This window comes from Gymnodinialimonas mytili (genome assembly GCF_037544085.1).
GTDB lineage: Bacteria > Pseudomonadota > Alphaproteobacteria > Rhodobacterales > Rhodobacteraceae > Gymnodinialimonas > Gymnodinialimonas mytili.
Genome location: NZ_JBBIFW010000001.1, coordinates 1,832,845 through 1,858,085, shown reverse-complemented (window position 1 = coordinate 1,858,085; position 25,241 = coordinate 1,832,845). Strand labels below are relative to the sequence as shown.

24 protein-coding genes are annotated in these 25,241 nt (G+C 59.4%); 13 read left to right on the top strand and 11 right to left on the bottom strand.

Annotation, left to right across the window (positions count from 1 at the left end; translation table 11 throughout):
• Positions 1–67 precede the first annotated feature (67 nt).
• The gene (locus V8J82_RS09195) at positions 68–844 is read right to left on the bottom strand and encodes a VPLPA-CTERM sorting domain-containing protein (RefSeq protein WP_339974395.1); all 777 of its coding nucleotides are present in this window, start codon (positions 842–844) and stop codon (positions 68–70) included.
• A 100-nt stretch (positions 845–944) separates the two neighbouring features.
• Here V8J82_RS09195 and V8J82_RS09190 point away from each other — a divergent pair, with 100 nt between their 5' ends.
• From V8J82_RS09190 to V8J82_RS09160, 7 genes are all read left to right on the top strand, one after another.
• On the top strand, positions 945–2,609 hold the full coding sequence (locus V8J82_RS09190) for a bifunctional helix-turn-helix transcriptional regulator/alpha/beta hydrolase (protein WP_339974393.1): 1,665 nt from the start codon (positions 945–947) through the stop codon (positions 2,607–2,609).
• 85 nt (positions 2,610–2,694) lie between these two features.
• Positions 2,695–3,522 (top strand): 2,3,4,5-tetrahydropyridine-2,6-dicarboxylate N-succinyltransferase, encoded by an 828-nt coding sequence (dapD, locus tag V8J82_RS09185; protein ID WP_339974391.1) that lies wholly within the window; start codon positions 2,695–2,697, stop codon positions 3,520–3,522.
• Positions 3,523–3,680: 158 nt separating this feature from the next.
• On the top strand, positions 3,681–3,932 hold the full coding sequence (locus V8J82_RS09180) for a GlsB/YeaQ/YmgE family stress response membrane protein (protein ID WP_339974389.1): 252 nt from the start codon (positions 3,681–3,683) through the stop codon (positions 3,930–3,932).
• 5 nt (positions 3,933–3,937) lie between these two features.
• Positions 3,938–4,285, top strand: a complete 348-nt coding sequence (locus tag V8J82_RS09175) for a DUF8846 family protein (RefSeq protein ID WP_339974387.1) — start codon at positions 3,938–3,940, stop codon at positions 4,283–4,285.
• Positions 4,282–5,436, top strand: a complete 1,155-nt coding sequence (gene dapE / locus V8J82_RS09170) for a succinyl-diaminopimelate desuccinylase (protein WP_339974385.1) — start codon at positions 4,282–4,284, stop codon at positions 5,434–5,436. The genes V8J82_RS09175 and dapE overlap by 4 nt, the downstream gene beginning before the upstream one ends.
• 137 nt (positions 5,437–5,573) lie before the next feature.
• Positions 5,574–7,826 carry a ribonuclease R gene (rnr, locus tag V8J82_RS09165; RefSeq protein ID WP_339974383.1) on the top strand — a complete coding sequence of 751 codons (2,253 nt, stop codon included), beginning with the start codon at positions 5,574–5,576 and terminating at the stop codon, positions 7,824–7,826.
• Positions 7,827–7,959: 133 nt separating this feature from the next.
• Positions 7,960–9,363 carry a lytic murein transglycosylase gene (locus V8J82_RS09160; RefSeq protein ID WP_339974381.1) on the top strand — a complete coding sequence of 468 codons (1,404 nt, stop codon included), beginning with the start codon at positions 7,960–7,962 and terminating at the stop codon, positions 9,361–9,363.
• Positions 9,364–9,450: 87 nt separating this feature from the next.
• Here the strand turns inward: V8J82_RS09160 and V8J82_RS09155 are convergent, their stop codons facing one another.
• A complete protein-coding gene (locus V8J82_RS09155; protein ID WP_339974380.1) occupies positions 9,451–9,918 on the bottom strand; it encodes an MOSC domain-containing protein in 468 nt (155 codons plus the stop codon).
• A 143-nt stretch (positions 9,919–10,061) separates the two neighbouring features.
• Here V8J82_RS09155 and V8J82_RS09150 point away from each other — a divergent pair, with 143 nt between their 5' ends.
• Positions 10,062–10,517 (top strand): VOC family protein, encoded by a 456-nt coding sequence (locus V8J82_RS09150; protein ID WP_339974379.1) that lies wholly within the window; start codon positions 10,062–10,064, stop codon positions 10,515–10,517.
• Between the two features lie 94 nt (positions 10,518–10,611).
• Here the strand turns inward: V8J82_RS09150 and V8J82_RS09145 are convergent, their stop codons facing one another.
• The 5 genes from V8J82_RS09145 to V8J82_RS09125 all read right to left on the bottom strand — a co-directional run bounded on the left by V8J82_RS09145 (position 10,612) and on the right by V8J82_RS09125 (position 14,911).
• Entirely contained in the window at positions 10,612–11,466 is an 855-nt protein-coding gene (locus V8J82_RS09145) for a D-amino-acid transaminase (RefSeq protein ID WP_339974378.1), read from the bottom strand.
• Between the two features lie 146 nt (positions 11,467–11,612).
• On the bottom strand, positions 11,613–12,413 hold the full coding sequence (locus V8J82_RS09140) for a CE1 family esterase (protein WP_339974377.1): 801 nt from the start codon (positions 12,411–12,413) through the stop codon (positions 11,613–11,615).
• A gap of 78 nt (positions 12,414–12,491) precedes the next feature.
• Positions 12,492–13,436, bottom strand: coding sequence for an N-acetyl-D-Glu racemase DgcA (gene dgcA / locus V8J82_RS09135; RefSeq protein WP_339974376.1), 945 nt, complete (start codon positions 13,434–13,436; stop codon positions 12,492–12,494).
• Positions 13,433–14,434 carry an N-acetyltransferase DgcN gene (gene dgcN, locus V8J82_RS09130; protein ID WP_339974375.1) on the bottom strand — a complete coding sequence of 334 codons (1,002 nt, stop codon included), beginning with the start codon at positions 14,432–14,434 and terminating at the stop codon, positions 13,433–13,435. Before dgcN ends, dgcA begins: the two co-directional genes overlap by 4 nt.
• 126 nt (positions 14,435–14,560) lie before the next feature.
• Positions 14,561–14,911 carry a hypothetical protein gene (locus V8J82_RS09125; protein WP_339974374.1) on the bottom strand — a complete coding sequence of 117 codons (351 nt, stop codon included), beginning with the start codon at positions 14,909–14,911 and terminating at the stop codon, positions 14,561–14,563.
• A gap of 198 nt (positions 14,912–15,109) precedes the next feature.
• Between V8J82_RS09125 and V8J82_RS09120 the strand changes: the two genes are divergently transcribed.
• From V8J82_RS09120 to V8J82_RS09100, 5 genes are all read left to right on the top strand, one after another.
• Positions 15,110–15,682 (top strand): CGNR zinc finger domain-containing protein, encoded by a 573-nt coding sequence (locus tag V8J82_RS09120; protein ID WP_339974373.1) that lies wholly within the window; start codon positions 15,110–15,112, stop codon positions 15,680–15,682.
• 107 nt (positions 15,683–15,789) lie between these two features.
• Complete coding sequence (locus tag V8J82_RS09115) at positions 15,790–16,779, top strand: glutathione S-transferase family protein (protein ID WP_339974372.1); 990 nt, start codon at positions 15,790–15,792, stop codon at positions 16,777–16,779.
• A 21-nt stretch (positions 16,780–16,800) separates the two neighbouring features.
• Complete coding sequence (locus V8J82_RS09110; protein ID WP_339974371.1) at positions 16,801–17,766, top strand: threonine-phosphate decarboxylase; 966 nt, start codon at positions 16,801–16,803, stop codon at positions 17,764–17,766.
• The gene (cbiB, locus tag V8J82_RS09105) at positions 17,766–18,680 is read left to right on the top strand and encodes an adenosylcobinamide-phosphate synthase CbiB (RefSeq protein WP_339974370.1); all 915 of its coding nucleotides are present in this window, start codon (positions 17,766–17,768) and stop codon (positions 18,678–18,680) included. The genes V8J82_RS09110 and cbiB overlap by 1 nt, the downstream gene beginning before the upstream one ends.
• A gap of 50 nt (positions 18,681–18,730) precedes the next feature.
• Positions 18,731–19,903, top strand: a complete 1,173-nt coding sequence (locus V8J82_RS09100; protein ID WP_339974369.1) for a lytic murein transglycosylase — start codon at positions 18,731–18,733, stop codon at positions 19,901–19,903.
• Between the two features lie 18 nt (positions 19,904–19,921).
• Here the strand turns inward: V8J82_RS09100 and V8J82_RS09095 are convergent, their stop codons facing one another.
• From V8J82_RS09095 to V8J82_RS09080, 4 genes are all read right to left on the bottom strand, one after another.
• A complete protein-coding gene (locus tag V8J82_RS09095) occupies positions 19,922–20,695 on the bottom strand; it encodes a glycosyltransferase family 2 protein (protein ID WP_339974367.1) in 774 nt (257 codons plus the stop codon).
• A gap of 144 nt (positions 20,696–20,839) precedes the next feature.
• Entirely contained in the window at positions 20,840–24,295 is a 3,456-nt protein-coding gene (smc, locus tag V8J82_RS09090; protein WP_339974365.1) for a chromosome segregation protein SMC, read from the bottom strand.
• A gap of 167 nt (positions 24,296–24,462) precedes the next feature.
• Complete coding sequence (locus V8J82_RS09085) at positions 24,463–24,678, bottom strand: helix-turn-helix domain-containing protein (RefSeq protein ID WP_339974362.1); 216 nt, start codon at positions 24,676–24,678, stop codon at positions 24,463–24,465.
• Entirely contained in the window at positions 24,678–25,220 is a 543-nt protein-coding gene (locus V8J82_RS09080) for a DUF2975 domain-containing protein (protein ID WP_339974360.1), read from the bottom strand. The genes V8J82_RS09085 and V8J82_RS09080 overlap by 1 nt, the downstream gene beginning before the upstream one ends.
• Between the last annotated feature and the right edge of the window lie 21 nt (positions 25,221–25,241).

Sequence of the window (25,241 nt, the reverse complement as noted above, 5' to 3'; positions counted from 1 at the left end):
CTAGCCCGGCAGATGAAAAAGACCCACCCCCGCCAAGGGGATGGGTGAAAAAGAAACGCCTTTGCGTTTAACTTTGACGACGACGTAGCAACGCAAATCCACCGAGCCCAACCAGCAACAGCGGCAATCCCGCCGGCAACGGGACGGGGGCGATATCGGGATCGACCGGGTCGACGGGATCGCTGCTACCGTCATTCACGAAGAAACTGAACGCCAGGCTGTTGCGGACCGTCCCGGCCCCAAGCGATTGCGGCGAGCCAAACAGAAGCGCGTTCGTATCGGCGCCAACACCGCCAGACCTGCGGGTATCGTTCCCGGCAATGCTGATGGATTCGAGCGATTGTGTGCCGTGGCGCACGTAGAATTCTTCAGCGACAGCCGCTGTAATGCCAAAGCCCGATAAATCCCAGACGAGTTCATAAAACGTCTGATTGCGGAAATCGGCGCTGACCACTTGGCGGCCCATCAAAATCTCGGCTGTGGTGAATGTGGCTGTTGCCAAGATATCACTGGCGGACGGAAACGGTGTTGAATGACCGCCAAGAAGCTGAAGCTGCATCGTGGTGTTAAAGTCCTGAATCGGCGCGACCCAAATCCGGTAGCTATCAATTGTTCCGGCAACGTTGCTGACAACCGGATTGCTCAGAATCTGATTTGAGTTTGCGACGAACGACCAGTTGCCCGTCGCGTCCGGTGCAAAGCCGTCGGCCAAAACCGTATTTGCCTGTGCCGCCCCTGCCATCGCTAAGATGGTACAGGCAGAGGCTAAAATTCTCTTAAAGCTGTTCATAATGCGTCCTCTTGGAATGCGCTGGGGTCTTCCCAACCGCACAAATTCTGACAATTTCGCATTTTTGGGTCATACTGCATTTGCAGTACGACGCTGGATTTCTCAGGGTGCTAGTGTGATGGTGAGTGATGAAAACCCAAGTGGGCACCCTTAGATGTCCGACAAGTTAAACGCCGTTGTCGAAGCATCCGCCACCGATCCGTTCAAGTTTGAAGAGTTGGTAGATACCTGGAACCAGGTCTTCGAAAACGAAGCCATGGCCGCCGTTTCACCAGAATTGGATCGTGCTGTCGATTCTGCGTTGATCGCCATCTCCGCCGCCGATGAAAACGACGTAATCGGGCCGCGATTGCGATATCTGCTCAACGCTTTGCCGCATGCCAGCTTCGCGGTTCGCTCGGACGGCATCGTAACGGCGATGAATGAAACGGCCATCGGCCGGTTAACCATCGACCCAGGCGACCATGTGGATGCTATTGGCTATGGGCTCGATCGTGCCGAGTTGCTGTCCGATGTGATCCGGCGCAGCCTGGATCCCCGCGCGAACACGCGCGGCGAAGTGGCCCTGCACCACGCCGTCCATCTCGATACTGATCGCTCCGCGACCTTGGCCGTGATCCCGTCGCTCGACGGGGACAGCGCCGCGGGCACAGCTTTGGTCTTTGTCATCGATCCGGTCTGGCGTGCCGATGTGGCCGCCATCATGACCCGCGCTTATCAATTGACAGAAGCTGAGGGTGAGATCCTGGCTGCCTTTCTGGAGGGCCATGATCTGCGCGACATCTCGGCAATGCGCGACCGGTCTCACGCCACCGTGCGCACACAATTCCAGACCATCATGAACAAGGCAGGCGCGTCGTCCCAAGCGGAATTGATGCGCAACATGCTGGCGATTTCGCAATTCTTCAAAGATGTCGACCCAGTGGCGCAAACAGCGAGCCACCCCCATCGGAAACGGTTCGACTTGCTGGGCGCGGGTGGGCGCGGCATCGACGTGACCTTGGCCGGCGATCTGTCGGGGCGGCTGATCGTCTACATCCCGGATACCACCCAATGCCTGTTTCCAGCCTGGGTCGAGGCGCGCTTTCGCAGCGCGGGCTTATGTGTGGCCAGCCTGTGCCGCCCGGGATGTGGGCGCACCGATCCGCCACTGAAGGGTGCGGAGTATAATGCGACCTTGGCCCAAGACATCGTGACCTTGCAGGATCAGTTGGGCCGCGAGACCGCCGTATTGTGGGCGCACAATACCTCCTCCACCTTCGGCTATGCGGTTGGGACATTGATCCCCGATCGGCTCAGCCGGATTGTCCAACAATCCACATTGGTGCCAGCGCCGCTATTTGACCCAAACAAGGTGCGGTCCCCTTGGGTCGCGGCGCTGATGCGCGCCATCGTCAAATCGCCGGGCATGTATCGTCTGGTGATCCGGGCCGCGATCCGGGCTTGGAAAGCTATGGGCTCACGCAGGCTTTACGCCATGCAATTGCGGGGCCACGCACCCGATGTCGCGCTCCTGGCGCAGACAGAAACCGTGGCAGAGCTGGATCACGCCACGCGCACCGCTCTGGCCCAGAGTTTCGACTTTGCAGGCGTCGCTTTCGAATATGCCATGCGGGATTGGTCGGATTGGGTGCGCGACAGCGCCGTTCCCATCGAATTGATCCAAGGGCATCACGACGGAATATCAAACATCGATACAGCACGGCGTTTTGCGGCTGCCTTTCCCGACAAGATCAAGCTGACCGAGATCCCCGATGGGGGATTTCTGACAAGTCTGACCCATACCGATGTGTTGATCGATAGATTAAGCGCCTCCTAACCCGGTCCTCCTTGCCCGACACGACATTGCCTCACCCTTCGGCAAGCCCTATAGCCGGGCCAAATGCCAAAGAGGGGAAATCCAGATGTCCAACGCTGTACTTGAGAGTGCCATCGAAGCCGCCTGGGAAGCGCGTGATCAGATCACCCCCGCTACCACGGGCGAGACCCGCGAGGCGATCGAAGATACGCTGAATGCCTTGGATGCGGGCAGCTTGCGTGTCGCCGAGCCTCAGGAGAGCGGCGATTGGCATGTGAACCAATGGGCAAAGAAAGCCGTGCTTTTGGGCTTCCGTCTGAAAGACATGGAGATGCAGGGCGGCTCGGCCCAGGGCGGCAGCTGGTGGGACAAGGTTGATAGCAAATGGGCGACCTGGGGCGAAAACGAATGGGGCGCGGCGGGTTTCCGCGCAGTGCCCAACTGCGTTGTCCGCAAGAGCGCCTATATCGCGCCGGGCGTGGTGCTGATGCCATCCTTCGTAAATCTCGGCGCCTATGTCGATAGCGGCACAATGGTCGACACCTGGGCCACAGTTGGCAGCTGTGCCCAGATAGGCAAGAACGTGCACCTATCGGGCGGCGTCGGCATCGGCGGCGTGTTAGAGCCGATGCAGGCGGGCCCCACGATCATCGAGGATGACTGCTTCATCGGCGCCCGGTCCGAAGTCGTCGAAGGCTGCATTGTGCGCGAAGGATCGGTCCTAGGCATGGGCGTTTTCATCGGCAAATCCACCAAGATCGTGGATCGTGAAACCGGCGAGGTCATGTACGGCGAAGTGCCTGCAGGTTCGGTCGTCGTTGCGGGCTCCATGCCGTCGAAGAATGGTGTGAACCTCTATTGTGCGGTGATCGTGAAACGCGTCGACGCTCAAACCCGGTCGAAAACCTCGATCAACGAATTGCTGCGCGACTGATCCAACCACAGGTGTCAAAAGGGCGGAATGGGCGTGCGATAGCGACCAGCCGCCCTTTTCCTTAATGTGTCCGCACGCGCGCCAAACAACGAGGGCCATGGGTCTTGCACCGCCGCGCCGAATACCTCACCCTTTCGCCAATAAGCACGGAGCACGCTATGCAAGGTCTCGGGATTGTCGCCGCCATCATCGTGGGCGGGTTCGCTGGCTGGATCGCCTCAAGCATCATGAAGGCGAATACCGGCCTGATCACCAACATTATCCTGGGGATCGTCGGGGCCATCGTTGGTAACTTTACCCTGGGCCTTCTGGGCTTGGCCACATCCCCCACTTGGATCTCACAAGGTGTCGCAGGCCTGATCGGGGCCTGCATCTTGATCGCCTTGATCCGCCTGATTCGGGGCCGCTAGACGCGATGCCCAAGGACAAGTCCAGGCACGACGTCTACACGTTGCTCGTTCAGGTTGGTCGCAAGTCCGGCGACGGATTGCCCGAAAACGCCACGGGGGCGGGGATCCTCTGCTTTTCGTCTGGCGTTGACGAAGCTGAGGCGGTGCGTGAGGCTGTTGCGGTCCTGAAGCAAGCCGACCTCGCGCCGCTGGATGTCACAGGCTATGGCACCCGAACCGAACGGGAGGCACAGGGTGATACAATCGATCCGGAAGAGCGCGCCCTGATGGACCGCGCCAAAGCCGAAAACGCCGTGATTGTCGTTCAAATGACACCCTTCTTCGACCCCATAGACGAGAAGGCCAGCGAATGACACATACGCCCGTCGATCCTGTAACTTTAACGGCCGACCTGGTGCGCTGCAATTCCGTAACTCCGCGTGAAGGCGGTGCGATTCAACTTCTGGACAGACTACTGAGCGAGGCCGGGTTCGATTGCACCCGCGTGGATCGGAACGGCATTGCCAACCTCTATGCCCGTTGGGGCACGCGCGGAAATGGTAGGGCTTTCGGGTTCAACGGGCATACCGATGTCGTGCCGGTCGGCGATGAAAGCGCTTGGACTTACCCGCCCTTTGGCGCCGAGATCGATGGTGATTGGCTCTATGGTCGCGGTGCCACCGATATGAAATCCGGTGTAGCCGCGTTTGCGGCTGCCGCTGTTGATTTTGTGCGCACCACACCACCCGAGGGCGCTGTGATCCTGGCCATCACCGGTGATGAAGAAGGCGAAAGCACCGATGGAACCATCGCGTTGCTGGATTGGATGACCGAAACCGGCGAACGCATGGATGCCTGCATCGTTGGAGAGCCGACATGCCCCACAACCCTTGGCGATATGATGAAAATCGGTCGTCGAGGCGCTCTGACGGCCTTCTTCGAGATCATTGGCAAACAGGGGCATTCCGCCTACCCGCACAAGGCGCTGAACCCAATGCCGGTCGTTGCATTGCTGGGGCATCGGCTGGCAAGTCATAGGTTGGATGAGGGGACTGATCATTTTGACCCTTCGACCCTGGCCATCACGACCATCGATACTGGAAACGGCGCCAACAATGTGATCCCGGCGCGCACGCGGATGACCGTAAACCTCCGTTTTAACGATCTGCATTCCGGCGACAGCCTGACCGCGTGGCTTCGGGCAGAGGCCGACAAGGTGGCCACAGAGACCGGCACATCGATCGAGATGTCGACCAAGCTGAGTGGTGAATCGTTTCTAACCCCGCCTGGCGCCTTGTCGTCGCTTGTCGCAGGCGCCGTGTCGGCGGAAACAGGCGTGGCACCGGAAATGTCCACCACCGGCGGCACGTCCGACGCACGCTTTGTCAAAGATCATTGCGATGTGGTTGAATTCGGCCTGGTCGGCCATCGCATGCACGAGGTCGACGAACGGGTCAGCATCCGCGATATCGAGGGCTTGAAACGCATCTATACGCGGATACTGACGGACTACTTCCAAGGCTAACGCCTGTTCAAACACGCGGTCAAAAATCTGGCGCCGGACCAGATACCGCATGTCCGTCAGATCAGCGTTTGCGCTCGATTCTCATGCGTCATGAATTCCCCCATGACGGCTCGCCACCTCCGTGTTAGGCCGAACCTATGAGCAGCCTTCCGACAAAAACCCAACTTCTTGCCTGGATTGCCGACAATCCCGGCGCCCAGACCAAACGAGACATCGCAAAGGCCTTTGGGATCAAAGGCGCCGCGCGGATTGATCTGAAGCGCTTGCTGCGTGAGCTTCAAGATGACGGTCACCTCGAAAAGAAACGGCGCAATTACCGCGATCCGGACAAGCTGCCGCCGGTCACGATTCTGCGGATCGAGCCACCCAACGACGATGGGGATCTGTTCGCACGGCCCTTGGAATGGCATGGCGAGGGGCCGGAGCCGCGAGTTCTATTTGTCGCTCGCAACTCTGATCCAGCGGTTGGCGAAGGCGACCGGATCCTGGCCAAAGTGTTTGAGGTCACAGCAGAAGACTACGCCTATACCGCGAAGCTGATCCGCAAAATCGGGACCAACCCTCGCAAGATCCTTGGCATCTATCGCAAGGGCTCGAATGGTGGACGGATCGTGCCGATCTCAAAAGGATCGGATAAGGAATGGATGGTGCGCGCTTCCGATAGCCACGGTGCCCGCGATGGTGAATTGGTCGAGGGCGAGATGGCAGGCCCCAAAGCCCGAATGGGTCTGCCCCGGGCGCGCATTGTCACCCGGCTGGGTGATCCCGGCGCAGCGCAAGCCGTTTCGCTAATTGCGGTGCATGAACACGGCATCCCCGATGCCTTTCCTGATGCCGTCATCGCCGAAGCAGATGCCGCCAAACCCGCGGATCTTGGAAAGCGCGAAGACCTGCGCAAGATGCCCTTGGTAACCATCGATCCAGCCGATGCCCGTGACCATGACGATGCGTGCTATGCCCACGCCGATCAGGATGCAAGTAACAAAGGCGGTCATGTCATCTGGGTCGCCATCGCCGATGTCGCCCATTACGTGCGGCCCAGTACGGCCTTGGATCGCGAAGCACGTAAGCGCGGAAACTCCACGTATTTCCCTGACCGCGTGGTCCCGATGCTGCCCGATCGGCTATCGGGCGATCTGTGTTCGCTGCATGAAGGTGTCGACCGCCCGATCCTGGCCGTGCGCATGGTGATAGACGCCGAAGGCAACAAGATCAGCCACAGCTTTCACCGCGCATTGATGCGCTCCGCCGCGTCGTTGCATTACGAAGAGGTGCAAGCCGCGCAAGATGGCGTGTCGAATGAGCGCACCGCGCCCTTGCTGGAACCGGTTATCGCGCCCCTCTACGCGGCTTATGATGCGCTTTTGAAAGCCCGCACCCGGCGTCAGCCCTTAGAACTGGATCTTCCTGAACGCCAGATCGAGTTGAACGACGAGGGCAAGGTGACCTCGGTCGCCTTCAAGGACAGACTCGATGCGCATAAACTCATTGAGGAATTCATGGTGCTGGCGAATGTCGCAGCGGCGGAGACGCTGATCGCCAAGCGCACCCCGCTGCTGTTCCGGGTTCATGAGGAACCGGCGCCGGAAAAACTCGACGCGCTACGCGAGACCGCGCAGGCATCGGGCCTGGTGTTGGCAAAGGGGCAGGTGCTGAAAACCGCACATCTGAATGCGCTGCTGGCCAGCGCCGCGGATGGCGGACAATCGGAACTGATCTCGATCTCGACACTGCGGTCCATGCAACAGGCCTACTACAACCCCGAGAATTTCGGCCATTTCGGATTGGCATTGAAAGCCTATGCGCATTTCACTTCGCCGATCCGACGCTATGCCGATTTGATCGTCCATCGTGCCCTGATCTCGGCCCATCGCTGGGACGCCGATGGGCTGTCGCCAGACGATATCGAGCGGATAGAGGACACTGCCAAACAGATCTCCGACACCGAGCGTCGGTCCATGGTTGCAGAACGGGACACGTCGGACCGCTACCTAGCCGCCTATTTGTCAGACCGCGTGGGCGCAGAATTCACCGGACGTATTTCGGGGATTGCGCGATTTGGGGCATTCGTCAAGCTCGACGAAACCGGCGCCGATGGGTTGCTGCCGATGCGCGCCTTGGGACGTGAATACTTCGCCTATGACGGCGAAGCACAAACGCTTATGGGATCGGATACCGGCGTGATGATCGGTGTGGGTGACCGTGTTCTGGTGAAATTGGCCGAGGCTGTGCCTGTGACCGGTGGATTGACGCTGGAATTGCTGGAGCATGAGGGCCAAGCCCGCCCCAAAGGCGGTCGTCGATCCCATCGCAAAACGGCGACCCGACGCAAGCCCGGTCAAGGTAAGGCGCGAAAAGCCAAGTTGCGAAAGAAGGTGGTACGCCGTTGACACTTATCCTCGGTGAAGACCCGAGGCGACAAGATGGCGGCGTAACACCGCGCATTTGGGCGCAATCTCTGTCAATTTTGGCTGTTATCGCTATAGTGTCACGCCATCGAGCATAAGAAATACGGTGTAGCCCATGGTTGGACTGACCCGAATACTTTTTTCCGCCTTCGCCATCGTCGCGCTGCCTGCTCTGGCATCGCCACCGGACATATCACCGTTGCCAACGGTGCGGCCAAGCCCCGCCGCTGATGCGGGAACAGTCGAAACAATCGCGACACGGTCTCCGCGCGCGCCCAGTGCATTGGCTGTGGTCACTTCGATCCGTCCGCAGATGCGAGCGGATGTGCCCCCGAGCTTCGCGGCACGGGCAGCCGAGTTGCGTGCCCGTGCAGAAGAGGCAACGCGGACCCGCGACCCGGAATTCCGCGCCTGGATCGAAGATTTCAAAACCCGCGCCCTGGCAATGGGTATCCGCGAGCGGACATTGACCCGTGCCTTCGAAGGTGTGCAGCTTAACACGCGTGTTCTAGAGCGCGATGCCAACCAAGCCGAATTCTCGCGCGCTCTATGGGAGTATCTGGACAGCGCTGTGTCGGCGACGCGCGTGCGCAACGGGCGCACTCAGTTCGAAGAATACCGCGACACGCTCGCGCGGATTGAGCAGCAATATGAGGTCGAAGCCGAGGTTGTCGTTGCAATCTGGGGGCTTGAAAGCGCGTACGGTGCGTCGCGCGGCTCCACAGATATCATCGAAGCGATGGCCTCCCTTGCTTATGACGGGCGGCGGCAGGATTTCTTCGAGGAACAACTAATCGCCGCGCTCCGCATTCTGGATGCGGGTGACACGAACCCGCGCAACATGACCGGATCCTGGGCGGGCGCCATGGGACATACGCAATTCATGCCCACGAGCTATTTGCAGTACGCGCAGGATTTCAATGGCGACGGACGACGCAACATCTGGTCGGGTGACCCGACCGATGCGCTGGCCTCGACCGCGCATTATCTGGCGGAGCATGGTTGGACCTATGGACAACCCTGGGGCATGGAAGTGGAGCTTCCGAATGGGTTTGACTTTGCGCTTGCGGGCGAACAAGAGCGTCGCCCTGTCAGGTTCTGGAACGATCAGGGCGTGAGATTGGCCGAAGGGGGAGACATTCCCGACCATGGGCAAGCCTCGATCCTTCTGCCTGCTGGTGCGCAAGGGGTTGCCTTGGTGATCTTCGACAATTTCCGCGTCATCGAACGTTATAATCCGGCAGATGCCTATGTGATTGCCGTCGGGCATCTGGGAGACCGCATTGGCGGCGGCCCTGCATTTGAAGCCGACTGGCCGCGGCAGGACCGCGCGCTGACCTTCGCTGAACGCGAAGAACTGCAACGCAGATTGCAAACGGCGGGCCACTACGACGAGCGGATCGACGGAATTATCGGCCCGAACACCATCGCCGCGGTGCGCCGGTTCCAAGCTGCGATTGGCGTCACACCCGATGGATATGCGTCGCCATCCATCTTGGAGCGTCTGCGCCGGGGGTGAGGAACCTGGGGCAGGAACGCCTGACTGAGCACTCAGAAACCCTGCTTCGATCAGTGAACTTTGGCGGATATTAGAAGGGCGAAATCTCTAGACCGGTGCCACAGGATCACCCACAGAGATCTCACCGGTTTCCACAACCCTTGCACACCACCCGCCGTGACCGCGCATTGCGGTATACCCACCGTGGCCGAGCGCCTCTTCCATACGCGAGCACGGGGCGCAAATGCCGGTAACTTCGACAATCGCAGGCCCTATACGCAATTGACGGCCGCGCAGCGCATTCAGGTTCATTCCAGACACAACCAGATTGCGCCGCAAGGTTTCAGGCCCGAGATGAGGCAGGCCCACCAAGGCCGCGATGACCGGTAGATGTTCGGCTTGGATCAAAGTCAGCGCACGTTTACCTGCGCGTGAATGGTCGCCCTGAAGACCGGTTCCTGTCAAACTCGCACTGGCGACTGATTTCATGATGTGCAGCCTCAGCGGACGCAGGCCAATCCACTCAATGTGCCCAGGCTTCGCATGACGCGCGATAAGATCTGCCAATGTCTCCATAACCCGAGCATAGAGAGGCTGAGACGGAACCACTATGGCCAGACGCCGACAACAGGAGCCGCAGTTTTGATTTTTGACTATATACCGGTGCTGTATCTAGGGGCGCGCAAAGCCATGAATATGCAGACGGAGACCCGACTAGAATGCCTCCATTTAGAATCCGTGCACTGGGTGAGATCGCCATTCGCTGCGACGACCTCGGCAAAATGGCCAATTTCTATGAGGAGATCTTGGGGCTGCAACGAATGAGCGGAAGTGCCGCTGCGGGGATCGTGTTTTTCCGTATCGCAGACGGCTTCCAAGGCCACACGCAGATATTGGCTTTGTTTGACAAGGCGACGTCAGGTCGGCCCGGCTTGCATCCAACCGGGGCGGACGCACCGAAGACCGGAGCCAAATCGTCGCTTCATCATATTGCGCTAAACGTGCCTTACGATGAACAGGAGGCGGTTATGGACTGGTACGAACGGCACAATCTTCCATGCCGTGTCGAGCATTTCGGCTGGGTCGGATGGCGCGGTGTGTTTACCGAGGATCCCGAAGGCAACACTGTCGAACTGGTCGCATTCCGTGCGGATCTGAAGGACCCTACGACCTAAGAAACACCGTGCGGCTACTCACCACTGGTAGTAACCCGCCAAAGGATCATGCAGCGCGGTGAGAGGACAAACCACGATCCATGATGCGTCAGGCCTAGACCGCCGCCTTCCGCATCTCATCGAGATAGATCTCTCGCAGGCGCGCGGTGACGCTACCCGGCTGACCGGTGCCGACCGCCCGGCCATCGATTTCCACAACCGGCATGACGAAGGTTGAGGCTGAGGTGATAAACGCCTCATCCGCAGCTTTCGCTTCGTCCATGGTGAAGGGACGCTCTTCCACTTGCATCTGAGCCTCTTTCGCCATCCGCAACACGGCGGCACGGGTGATCCCGTGCAAGATCTCATTGCCCAGATGCCGCGTCACGATTGTGTTGCCCTTCACGATATAGGCGTTGTTCGAGGTTCCTTCCGTCACCACGCCATCTTCGATCATCCAGGCATCATGGGCGCCCGCAGCCTTCGCGGCCATCTTGCCCATCGACGGATACAGCAATTGAACAGTTTTGATATCGCGGCGGCCCCAACGTTGGTCTTCGATGGAGATTACTTTCATCCCCGTCTTGGCCATCGGGCTATCGGCAAGACCTGGCTTGGCCTGGGTGAACAGCACAATCGTGGGTGGGGTATCTTCGGGATAGGCAAAATCGCGATCCGCCGCACCGCGGGTGATCTGCAGGTAGATCAGGCCTTCGGTGATGTCGTTTGCGCGCACCAATTCGCGGTGGATTTCGAGCAACTGGTCTTCGGTAGTGGGATTGGCCATCTCCAACTCATCCAACGAACGCTGCAGGCGCTTCGCGTGCCCCGCGAAATCGATCAGCTTGCCGTCCAGAACACTCGTCACCTCATAGACACCGTCGGCAAACAGGAACCCGCGATCAAATATCGATACGGTCGCCTCATGCTCAGGCAGGTACTGGCCGTTGACATATACGGTGCGGGTCATTTCCGAAGCTCCTTTCACGGTCGTTCCCTTGGCTTAGAGCGCATTCTGACCTGTGGGAACTGATTTTCGGAAGACAATATGCGGAAAATGTCAGGCCAGGGCGCCGCAGCACCTGAACCGCCTATGGGCAAGGCAATGCAGCAGCCCTACAGCCGATCCAAGATCCGGTTGATCGCCCATTCGACGCGCGTGGCGGAGTAGGCATGGGTGCCGTCGAACAGGCAGAAATCCAACAGCAAGCCGTCCACATTCTCGCGCAGGAAACAGGAAAGCCCCTCGGGCATTTCGGCCAAAACCGCCTCGGGTTGCGCACCATGTTCAGCATACATCGCCAAGGCGTCATACACATTGCCTTGGCGGGTTGGCCCAATCGCACGGCCCTCCAGGGGTACAACCGTATCGGCATCGCCGTGGATATGGATCATATTGGTTGCGGGCGTCGGGCAGGTCGGCGGAATGCTGCGCCAGAACGTGCCGGAATAGGGCACGACACCAGCAAAAGTGTCGCCCATACCGCAGGCAAGCGTCCAGGTCATCATGCCACCGGCACTGAATCCGGTGGCAATCATGCGCTCACGGTCCAAATCGATCCGATCAGCGACATCTTCAATGACAGCGGTGACATAATCGTATTCGCGCGCCTCGGCCTGCTGCGGTTCGCGCGGGCGATAGGCCAGGTTCCAGTCATCGGCATCGGCATTTAAGGCGATAAGCGCCATACCCAACCGATCCGCCATGGCGCGCAGGCTTTGGTTGCGCATCGCGCCATCGGCACTGCCCCTATAGCCATGGGCGTGGAAAACCGCGCCAATTGGGCCCTCGACAGTGTCTGGCATGTAGTAGCGATAGGTGCGGTCGCCGTCCAAAACGGTGCAATCAGTGTCAGACCCACAGGCCAAAGCGGGACCAGCGACAAGTGTTAGCAGGGTAGCGATGATCAAACGCATTGAATCCTCCGGCGACATTCGACGGCAAGCTGGTTCAATTTCCGGCTCAATGCACCCCACATCAGCGTGAGGCCATTTCTAACCCCAGAGCGCCGCCTCCGGTGGATGCACGATTGATCCATCAAAGCGCAGCGGTGGCACCCGATCCTCAGCCAGCAAGAGCGGTCCATCTAGGTCGACCACTTCGGCCCCCTGTGCCAGAAGGACGGCAGGAGCCATCGCCAGAGATGAGCCGACCATGCAACCGATCATCACCGCATAACCTTCCGCCCGCGCCGCCTCGCGCAGCGCCAACGCTTCGGTCAAGCCGCCAGTCTTATCGAGCTTGATATTCACCATGTCGTACTTGCCCTTCAGCGCAGGTAAACTTGCACGGTCATGGCAGCTTTCATCGGCACAAACGGGCAGCGGCCGGTTAATCTCGGCCAGTATCTCGTCCTTATCCGCGGGCAGGGGCTGTTCCACCATCTGCACGCCGAGGCGCATCAGATGCGGTGCCAGATCGGAATAGACTTCGGCCGTCCATCCCTCATTCGCATCAACAATGATCGCCGAAGAAGGCGCACCGGCGCGCACGGCCTCTAGCCGTGCCATATCATCTGGCGTGCCCAGCTTGATCTTCAGAAGCGGTCGGGCGGCCTGCTTGGCCGCAGACGCTCGCATATTCTCGGGCGTATCGAGCGACAGCGTAAAGGCCGAGGTGACCGGCCCGGGCACAGGCAGGCCCGCCAAATCCCAGGCGCGCTTGCCCTGTTGTTTGCATTTCAGATCCCAGATCGCGCAATCCAATGCGTTTCGCGCCGCGCCTGCGGGCAAGCGCGACGGATCACCCTCGGCCCCTTCGATCTGTGCTGTCACGCTATCCAGCGTTTCACCGTAGCGGGCATAGGGCACACATTCGCCCTGTCCCCGAAGACCGTCCTCTTCGACGATAGCTGTCAGCACATGGGCTTCGGTCCGCGACCCACGGGAAATCGTAAAGACCTCTGCCAGGCGAAAACTGTCCCGCGTGACGCGGATCATATCGCCTCCAACGCGTCACAGAGTTTGCCCGCACCCTGCCGGAACGGGTCACATGTGGGCAGGCCCATGCGCTTTTCGACATCGTCCAGGTAGCTCAGCGCCTCGTCTTCGCCCATCGCCGCGGTGTTGACCGAAATGCCCACGACTTCTGCCTTGGGGTTGGCAATCCGCGCCAGCGGCAGCGCCATATCGCGCAGCGCCTCAAGCGACGGCAAATCGTAGGTCGGCAGGCCCCGCATATGCTCACGCGTCGGCTCATGGCTGAGGATCAGCGCATCGGGCTGGCCGCCATGGATCAGCGCCAATGTCACGCCGGAATAGCTGACATGGAACAGGCTGCCCTGCCCTTCGATCATGTCCCAATGATCATCGTCATTGTCGGGCGTGAGATACTCGATAGATCCGGCCATGAAATCCGCGATCACGGCGTCGAGCGGCACACCGTCCCCCGTGACCAGAATGCCGGTCTGGCCCGTCGCGCGGAAGCTGGATTTCAGGCCGCGGGCCTTCATCTCTTTATCCATCGCCAGCGAGGTGTACATTTTTCCGACCGAGCAATCGGTGCCCACAGCCAGGCACCGCTTGCCCGACCGTTTGACACCATTTGCAATCGGGTACTTCACAGACGGGATCCGCACATCGTGCAATTGACGGCCATATTCATGGGCCACCGCAACCAGATCGGCCTCGTCCCGCAGCAGGTTGTGCAAGCCGGATGCGATATCGAACCCCTCGGACAAAGCTTCGATCAGGATACGCTTCCACGCACTTGAGATAATGCCACCACGATTGGCGACACCAATCACCAGCGTCTTGGCACCCGAGGCTTTTGCCGCGTGCAGATCCATATCGGCAACCTTCACGTCGGCGCCACAGCCCTCCATGCGGAGCTGGCCGATCACATTGTCGGGGCGCCAGTCGCGGATCCCCTGTGCGACCTTAGCGGCCAGTTGATCGGGCGCATCGCCCAGAAACAGAAGATACGGAGTGTCGATCATCTTAGGCCCTTCCCCGGCTCAACTCGCGATTGATCGCCCATACTGCGGATTTTAACCCGTTGATAAGGCCACCTCTGGAAGAATTTCGCGCCAGACTTATGGCGGCCCGTCACTTGAGCAAATTGACTAAGCTTTGGACAGCAATCCGGCAACCTCTGGATGAGGACGTTCGAAATCCACCGGGGCCACACGCGCGGCGGCCGTGTTGCGTTTGAACTCATACCGCATCAGATCGCCATCCGTAGCAGCCGCAACGATCAGGGCCTGATAAAGATGGGTCGCGCCTTCGTAGATATCGATGAAACCGCGCAAGGGCGGCGTCTCAATCATGTCGACCGCGAACCCTGTGTCAGACATCTCGAGAATCGCAAAAGCGTCAGCCCCGATATGAACCGAGCGTTTAGCGCGCTTGCGCCGGGCGGCACGGTGGGCCTCGACCAATTGATCGCGGATCTCCTGCGGCAAATAATCAGACATCGGATCCTCCGACGGGTGATGGGGCCGTACGCAAGCGGTTAATGACCTAAAAACGTGTCAGGTCAATGACGTAACTCCGCCGATTAGGCGCGATTTTCCGCTGGTCTCTGGACAGCGTTGAACCTTTTCTCGATTTTCGCGTTGTGACCATGACTGTCGCCAAGAAATAATTAAACAATTGTTAACGGGACCTTATCGATGAACGACCTGTTGCGCCGCCCAGACACGCCGGTGGCCGATCATCCGTTCTTGGCCTTCGTCAACTCGGTAGCTGACGATGGTAAAACGCGTGAGTCCGACTTGTTCGACAACGGGGTCGAGCTGGTCGGGTTGCTGATCCAGGCGGGGTTGGGTCAGGCGCTGGATGTTCCGGAAAACAAAGACTTGGCGTCCTTAATCGCCTTTCGCGAGGCGGCATTCCGGGTGCTGTCCGCAGCCGCTGCCAAGCAGGCGCCCGAGAGGGATGATGTGCGCCATGTGGAGCGTGCCATGAAAACCGCGCTCAGCCGCGCCCATGTTAGTTTTGGAAGCGCGGGTCTGGCGATGCAGGCCGGTCAGGGCTGTGGCCTGCAAGACGTTTTGGCGCTGTCTTTCATGGATCTGACGACATCCCCCGAATTCCCGCGTCTGTCCGAATGCCGCCGTTGTACTCGCCTGTTCATCGACCGCGGACGCGGACGCGGGCGGCGCTGGTGCGATATGGCCCGTTGCGGGAATCGCGCGAAAGCCGAAAGTTTCCGCGCACGTCGCCGCGCTGCGAAGACCGACTAGCAACATCTCTCTGTGCAATCGTGCTGAGGTCGCCCTGCGCGGCTGGGCGTTTATGTGCATGGCCGCCGAAACTACCTCCAACACACCACACTCACGGAGGGAGTCCCATGGGCCTGCTGATTGACGGCGACTGGCATGACACTTGGTACGATACCAAATCATCCGGCGGCGCATTTAAGCGATCTGAAGCGCAATTTCGCAATTGGATCACAACGGATGGGTCAGCGGGTCCAAGCGGCACAGCTGGCTACAAAGCCGAAAGCGGTCGCTACCATCTCTATGTCAGCCATGCTTGTCCTTGGGCAAACCGGACCCTGATCTTCCGCGCTTTGAAGGGATTGGAGGATCATATCGACGTGTCCGTCGTCCATCCCGACATGATGTCGAACGGTTGGCATTTCGGCACCGATTTCGAAGGGGCGACAGGCGACAAGCTGTTCGGCTTCGATTTCGCGCATCAGATCTACACAAAGGCGCAACCGGGTGTGACCACCCGTGTCACGGTGCCGATCCTGTGGGACAAGCAGACCAATAACATCGTGTCCAACGAATCGTCTGAGATCATTCGCATGTTCAACAGCGCGTTCAACGACATCACCGGCAACTCCGAAGACTACTATCCGCAAAGACATCGCGCGCGGATCGATGAAATCAACGCGCGGATCTATTCCGATATCAACAACGGTGTCTACAAATCTGGCTTCGCCACGACCCAAACGGCTTATGACAAAGCGGTCTCCGCCCTGTTCCAATCACTCGATTGGATCGAGGATCTGCTTTCGCGAAACCGCTATCTGACCGGCGCGCAAGTGACCGAGGCCGATTGGCGCCTGTTCACGACGCTGGTGCGCTTCGATCCAGTCTATCACCTGCATTTCAAGTGCAATCGCAAGCGTCTGATCGACTATCCCAACCTCTGGGCTTACACCCGCGAATTGTATCAATGGCCTGGTGTCTCTGGGACGATAAACTTCGACCACATCGTGCGGCACTATCATTACAGCCACGAAAGCATTAACCCCCACCGGATCATTCCCATTAATCCTGAAATCGATTGGTCTGCGCCCCATGGTCGCGCGGCATTGCAGGCGGCCTGATTTTCCGCTTCAAACAAGGGCATGATAACAACAGGTCCTTTACAAAAACGCGATCACGGCGGTGGTTTGGATGCTGCAATGCAGCGCTATGGCGGTCTGCGGGAAGATTGGGTGGATCTGTCGACTGGGATCAATCCAGTCGCTTATCCATTCGGACAGGTGCCCCACACAGCTTGGACGGAATTGCCCGATACCGGAGCGATGGAGAACCTGATCGCTGCCGCACGCACCTTTTGGCAGGTGCCCGATACGACCGAAATCATTGCCGCACCCGGCGTATCGTCCTTGATCACGCGAATACCTGATCTTGTAGAAGAATATGGCGCTCATATTCCGAAGCCCACCTACAACGAACACGCCGCTGCCTTTGCAGCCCGTGGACGTTTGGGCAATGTGGCTGATCCTCATCAGCCCACCCATGTCTACGTGCATCCAAATAATCCCGATGGCCGCCTTTGGCCGCCGAGTATCGTTGGCGACCGGCAGTTGACTATCATCGATGAAAGTTTCTGCGACACATTGCAGGAATGCAGTCACATCGCCCTAACTGAACGTCCCGGTGTCATTGTATACAAAGGGATGGGTAAGTTTTGGGGTCTCGCTGGCCTACGCTTGGGATTTGCGATCGGCCAACCCGAAACGCTCGCGGGCCTGTCCGATCTACTAGGGCCCTGGCCGGTCTCGGGACCTGCATTGTGGATTGGTGCGCGCGCCTTGCGCGACTCAGATTGGGCAGAGGCAACGCGCGTACGATTGATCCGCGACACTGCCCGATTGGACGACCTTTTGCTAAGCCGCGGTGCTGAGATCGTTGGCGGTACCTCTCTGTTCCGCACCTATCATTGGCCGAAGGGATGCAAAGCGCTGCATGAGCATCTGGCGCAGCGCCATATCCTTACCCGCATCTTCCCCTATTCGCAGACCTGGATCCGGTTCGGCCTTCCAAGAAATGAGGTTGAGTGGGTCCGGCTTCGGACCGCCCTCTAATGGCAACGGCACCGCTGCTGTTGGTGGCACTGGTTCTGGACAGCGTGTTCGGCGAACCACGCTGGCTTTGGGCGAGAGTACCGCATCCCGCCGTGCTCATGGGGCGCATCATCTCAATCTGTGACAGTCGGCTCAACCGTGGCGCAAGCAGGCGGATCTCTGGCATCTTGGTGGTTCTGGGCCTGTCACTCGGCGCGCTTGGACTTGGATGGATCATATCCGAACTGCCGCTCGGCTGGCTTTGGCAGGTGCTTGGCGCTGCGATACTGCTGGCCCAGCGCAGCCTGGCCGACCATGTTGAGGCGGTTGCTGTCGCTTTGCGTCAATCGGTACCCAAGGGGCGTCAGGCGGTATCGACGATCGTCGGGCGAGATACCAGCGCACTCGATCAAGCTGCCATATCCCGCGCCGCGATCGAGAGCGCCGCAGAGAACATGTCGGACGGCGTCATCGCCCCTGCCTTCTGGTTTCTGATCGGGGGACTTCCCGGCATTCTCTTCTACAAAATCGTCAATACAGCCGATTCCATGATCGGACATCGAACTGATCGATATGAAGCATTCGGATGGGCTGCGGCACGGCTGGATGATGTGTTGAACTACGTGCCTGCGCGCCTGACGGCAGGTCTGATCGCGCTCACCCACGGATCGAAAGCGCTTACAGCCGCTATGCGGGATGGGCCGCACCATCGCTCAATCAATGCGGGCTGGCCGGAGGCCGCCATGGCAGCCGCCCTTGGTCTCGCTCTGTCGGGGCCACGCAGTTATGAAGGCCAAATGACATCCGACCCTGTATTGAATGCCGCGGGAACGCGCGAGGCCAGCGCAGGTGACATCTCGGCCAGCGTACGGGTGCTGTGGCGCGTTTGGGCAATGCTCTTTGCTGCAAGCTTCGTTCTTACGGTTGCGCACTAGCAGCGGCGCGTTAGTCTACCGGAAAACAGCCTTCAACTTGGTTTATTCATATGCGCATTCTCGCCCCGCTTCTTCTCTCTCTCACTCTCGGATCGACAGCGGTCGCGCAGCAATGCGGGGGTGATTTTAGCAGCTTTGTGCAGGGCCTCCGCGCCGAAGCCGCTGAGCGCGGTCATTCGCAAGACAACATCGACGCCTTCTTTCGCCATGCAAGCTATTCTCAGCGGGCCATTGATGCAGATCGGCGCCAGGGCATCTTCACTGTCCCGTTCACCGACTTCGCGCGCCGTCTGATCAGTCAGAACCGAATGGACAATGGCCGCCGTAATGCCGAGCGACAGAATGCAACCTTTGACGCCATCGAACAACGCTTTGGCGTTTCGCGCGGTATACTACTCTCGTTTTGGGCGTTTGAGACAGATTACGGCGCCTTCCAAGGCGACTACAACACGCTCGATGCCTTGGTGACGCTGGCCCATGATTGTCGGCGGCCCCATATCTTTCGGCCGCAGGTTTTCGCCGCACTTGAGATGTTCGAGGCGGGCGATTTCGATCCCGTAAACACGTTGGGGGCCTGGGCGGGCGAAATCGGAATGGTTCAGATGCTGCCCGAAGATATTATCGCCCACGGTGTGGACGGTGATGGTGACGGCCATGTGTATCTGCAGACCTCCGCACCGGACGCATTGATGAGCGGAGCGAATCTGCTGTCCTCTTTGGGATGGCGACCCAACGAGCCTTGGTTGGTCGAGGTCACGGTGCCGAGCGATCTGGATTGGTACCAAAGCGGCATTCATACAACACGCAGCGTGTCGGACTGGATGGCCGACGGTGTGCAAGGCCGCAGCGGCGCGCTGCCGATGCAGAATGCCCAAGCATCGCTGATCTTGCCCCAAGGCCGAAACGGACCGGCCTTTATGGCTTATCCAAATTTCAGCGTGCTGTTCGAATGGAATCAGAGCTTTACCTACGTCCTGACCGCCGCCTATTTCGCCACCCGCCTGGAAGGCGCGCCGGTCTTTGACGCGCGTAGTCCTGAGCCCGGCTTGGACGGCAACGCGATGCGCCAGCTTCAACAGGCGCTTGCGCAGCGCGGTCATAATGTTGGTGAAATCGACGGTATCTTGGGCGCCGGAACCCGTGCCGCCGTGCGCGAAGAACAGCGCCGTCTGGGCATGCCCGCCGACGCTTGGCCAACGCGCGCTTTGCTGAACGCGCTATAGTGGAAACCGCGCGAGCCGCTATATCTCAGTGGGAGCGGCCAAATTCGTGCGGTCCTCGCCTTTTGGACCATGCCCCTCTAGAAGATCGACCAACGTACGATCTTCATAGGTACAGCCCGCATTCGCCTTGTCGAAATACTCGGCGGTGCGGACGTGGTCATTCTGCTTGGAAAACGCAGAGCCCCGCGTGGCTTTGACCTTGAAGAAGAACTCGCGGCTTTGGGTGATGTAGTGGTTCAACTGAAACCGCGCATTGTCGGACACAACGTGGCGGCTTGAAACACCGGGCACCTTGTGAAGGCCGATATTGCGTCCGCCGTTCAACGCCGAGGTCCGAGCGATCCATTTGGTATCTCGATGGGATCCAAGCGATGGGCGCCGATGGGTCAATCTGCGCCTCAGACTGTCCGGATGATCATCTTGACCCGCTGCGCCGAAGTGCCGCCAGTTAAAATAGATCAGGCGCGTGCTTCCGAATTCCGTCAAGGCATCAGCAACGCGATCCCCGTTGGGGCAGAACAGAAACTCATCGAGATCCACGATCAGCAACCAGCGGTAGGTTTTTTGCAGAGCCAATTCGCGAAAGACCGATTTGTAATGTGGCACCTGCATTGATCTTTGCGATCGATGCATGATCGTAACGGGATGCCCATCCGCCGCCCAACGCTCTGCGCGTGCGACAGTGTCATCGGTCGAACCGTTGTCGATCAGCACGATCCGGTCCGCGCCTTGCCAGAGGTAGTGATCGATCCACTCGTCGATGTTCATGCCTTCATTCTTGGCAATCCCCATCACCACCAGATTTTTCGGATATAGGTCATTATTGCGGTTTCGGCGCCGTTTTCTGGCCAAGTTCCAGATCTGGAGGCGTGTCTTCAGGTCCATTGGCGTTCGTTACCTCTTTTGTCGCGCAGAGATAAACCTTGCCCATGACGCCTATGCAACCAGCGCCTCGGCCTTTTTCAGATCAACGCTGACCAACTGGCTGACACCTTGTTCGCCCATGGTTACTCCGAACAGGCGATCCATACGGGCCATGGTGACTGCGTGGTGCGTGATGGTCAGGAACCGCGTATTTGTCTGGCGTGTCATCTCGTCCAGCATGTCGCAGAACCGCGTGACATTTGCATCATCCAACGGCGCATCAACCTCGTCGAGCACACAGATCGGCGCAGGGTTGGCCAAGAACACACCGAAAATAAGTGCCAATGCGGTGAGCGTTTGTTCCCCACCTGATAACAGGCTGAGTGTGCTTAGCTTTTTGCCGGGCGGCTGGCACAGGATCTCAAGGCCCGCCTCAAGGGGATCATCGGATTCTACCAGGACCAAGCGCGCCTCCCCACCACCGAAAAGGTGCGTGAAAAGCCGAGAGAAATTAGTGTTCACCTCGTCAAACGCGGTCAACAAACGCTCGCGGCCTTCCTTGTTCAGGCTTGCGATCCCGGAACGCAGCTTGGCAATGGCGGCCTCCAAATCCTCTTTTTCCGAGGCCAGAGTATCGTGCTCCTCACGCACCTCTCTCGCATCTTCCTCGGCCCGTAGGTTCACCGCGCCAAGCGAGTCACGCTGACGGCGCAGGCGCATGACATCGGCCTCGACGCGATCCGCTGGGGGCATGGGATCCGGCAAGTCGCCAAGGCTTTCACGCAGGGCCTCGGGGGTCATCTCCTGTTCTTCGGAAATACGATCGGCGGCGGCTTGGACAGCCTCGTTGGCGGCATCGCGACGCGCCTCGGCAGCGGCACGACCCTCGCGCGCTTCAGATGCCTTGCGTTCTGCATCACGCTCCGCCGCCGTCGCGGCGCGCAGATTGGATTCGCCCACCGACAGCGCATCTGCCGAGGTCGCCTTGCGCCCTTCCGCCTCGGTGATTTTATCCGCCAGACCTAAGCGACGCTCTTCGAGCTCGCCAGGCTTCTGACGCGCATCAATCAATGAGGCTTCAGCCTCAGCGCGGCGCTTTTCCAGCTCAGCCAAGCGGCCGGCCGCGTTGTCCAAGCGACTTTGCCAACGGTCGATATCCTGGCCGATCTTCCCGATCCGCGCCACGCGGGCCTCGCCATCACGTTTGGCCTCGTCAAAGGCGGCGCGGCGGGCCAACATCGTCATGCGCGCGGCTTCGACCGTGGTTTTTATATCCGCCAGGCGCCCGCGAACCGCGTCCAGATCATCCAATTCAGCCAAGGCATCTTGGGCACGCACAAGCTCAGCGCGCGCCGTTTCGGCTTCCTCCGCGTGACGCGTGGCCGTCAGGCGCAGGGTCTCTAACTTGCCGTCCAGCACCGACTGATCGGCTTCGGCGCGCGATGCGGCACGAGAGGCCTGGCTTAGCTGTGTCTCGGCATCCCGACGCGCGGCGCGAGCGGCTTTGTCGGCATCGGTCAGTTCCACCAAGCGAGCCGCCAGTTGATCATGGGCTTCGATCGCCTGAACCGCCAAATCACGGGCAGTATCCCGCTCTTTCTCCAGTTCAATCAAACGGTTGGCTTGTTCCAACCGCCGCGCGGCGGTTGAGACCGCATCCGCAGCAGCCACGGCAAATCCATCCCATCGCCACAGATCTCCGCTGCGACTGACAAGCCGTTGTCCGGGCCACAGCAACGGCTGCAAGGCGGCGCCATCTGCGGCATCCACAATTCCGATCTGGCTAAGACGGCGAGCAAATAGATCCGGTCCGGTCGCGACATCGCTAGCGGATTGCGCGCCAGCGGGCAGAGGCTGGGCTTCAGCATAGGGGTCAAGCTCGGTCCAGCCCGTCGCACCAGCGGCTCCGGCTCGCGCCGCCTTGAGATCATCGGACAATGCCGCACCGATGGCAGCTTCGAACCCGGGATCAACCCGCAGCTCATCCAGAACCTGATCGCCGTCACCACGATCACGCTCTAGCACGCGGGTGAGCGCCGAAACCTCGGCCTCCAACGTGCCCGCGCGCCCTTCGGCCTCTGACCGAGATTGGCGGGCCTCAGCCTCGGTGGTTTGAACAGCGGCACGCGCGGCTTCCGTTTCAATCAGCGTCTCTTCCGCACGCGCCGCAAGGTCGGTGGCGGCAGTCAGTGCATCCGCGGCCGCCTCAGCTTCCCGCTTCAATGTAGCAAGCCGATCTGCGGCATCTTGGGTCGCCTTTTCAGCCGCTTCGGCTTCATGCGCATTGCGCGCCGCAGCTCTCTCTGCCTCGGAAATGCGACGCTCAATCGCTTGATGGCGCGCCGCAAGTGCCGCGGATTGCTCTGTCAGGTCAGACAATTCTGCCTCTTGCGCAGCGAGCACCTCACGTGCCTCAGTCACATCTGCCTCGGCCTTGATCAGGCGATCATCATGACCATCCTGTGCCTCGGTCAGTTCAGCGCGCTCGGCCTCTAGACGGGATACGCTCTCCCCTGCATCGGCATTCAGCGCACCTTCCCGCTCGCGATCTTTGTCAATTTGCGCGATCCGATTGGTCAGCGCTTCAACAGCTGCTTCGGCACGATCAGACTCCGCCTGCAAACTGTCACGCTCGACCAACAAACGCTGTAGAATTGCAGCAGCGACAGTGTCTTCCTCTCGCAGGGGAGGCAAAGCGGCCTCGGCGGCCTCTCGCGCTGTAACGGCATTCCGCGCAGCGCCCTCGGATGCCGCCGCGGCGCCCAATGCAGCGCGCAACGCCTCGTCCGCCGTCAATCGCGCGGCGTCCGCATCACGCCACCGCAGAAACAATAACAGCCCTTCGGCCAAGCGCAGATCCGACCCGATCTCGCGATACCGGGCGGCTTGTTTTGCCTGCCGTGCCAGAGAGTTCAGCTGTGACGACAGCTGATCCAGCACATCATCAATCCGTGCCAAATTTGTCTCGGCACCTTTGAGTTTCAACTCTGCCTCATGGCGCCGCTGATACAAGCCCGAGATCCCCGCGGCCTCTTCCAGCACACGCCGACGCGCTTTAGGACGCGCATTAATTAGCTCGGAAATCTGACCCTGGCGCACCAGAGCCGGGCTATGGGCACCGGTCGATGCGTCTGCAAACAGCATCGACACATCGCGGGCACGGACATCTTTTCCGTTTAGCTTATAGGCACTTCCGGCATCTCGCGTGATACGGCGGATGATGTCGATCTGGTCTTTTTCATTGAAACCGGCGGGCGCGAGCCGCTCGGCATTGTCGATCTGAAGCGAGACTTCGGCGAAGTTGCGGGCGGGCCGGGTTGCCGCGCCGCCGAAAATCACATCCTCCATCCCGGATCCACGCATTGCGGTAGGTCGGTTTTCGCCCATCACCCAGCGCAACGCTTCAAGAAGGTTAGATTTCCCGCACCCATTTGGCCCGACAACGCCGGTCAAACCGTCAGCGATAACCAAATCGGTGGGATCCACGAAGGACTTAAAGCCGTTGAGCCTGAGCCGCGTAAACTTCACTGATACCTGCTCGCGTTGTTGCGATTCTTCTAGGTGATCAGTTTTCCTAGCCGACCGGGCTGAGTCAACGGAAACGCGCCGCATATGGCGCTTTTGCGCGGGTTATCCCCAACATATGTGCCCAATAACGAGATCTATGTTTGTTCGAACACACGAGCACAAGCAGTCTAAGTTTCCTCCGTAGGCTCGGCCTCAAGCAGATCACCGGGTTGGCAGTCGAGCACCTCGCAGATCTTGGCGAGCGTCTCGAATCGGATGCCTTTCACCTTGCCGCTCTTCAACAGGCTGAGGTTCTGTTCCGATATCCCGATCAGGGCCGATAGCTCGCGGCTTTTCATCTTGCGGCGCGCCAACATGACATCAAGGCGGACAACGATCTGCATCAGACAAATCCGCGATTGTCTTCGGCGATGCGCGCGGCCTCCCCCATCACCCAGCCGATCACCACCATCAAACCGCCGCCTAGGAAAAAGCCCACATCGCCCTCTGAAAATGTCACGACCAGAGTTTGCGGCCCGGTTACATTGACCGTGGTCAGTAGCAGGACGATGAGAGTATTTGACAGGATGCCGAACGCTCCAATCGTCACCAAGCCTTGCCCGCAACGACGAATCCGATCCGCGCAACGCTGGCTGAGCGTCTCGCCGCCTGTGTAGAGCGCGAAAAGCTGCCGCATTTGCCACAACACATAAAGGATCAGCGCAAAGCCAAGCATCTGGATCAGGCGCACCACGATCACAGTCCAGGTGGGGATGACTTCGGGCAAAACGTAATCATCATATTCCCGCTGCAACGCCGTCTCACCGGCAAGTCCGATGAAAGCTGAATAGATCAGGAAGGCAGGCATCAGGATCATTGTCAACGTGCTGACCACATGCAGAACCCGGGCGAGGCGCGTGACTCGCCTAAGTTGATAGGCATTCATTTTTTGACTCCACAAAATGTT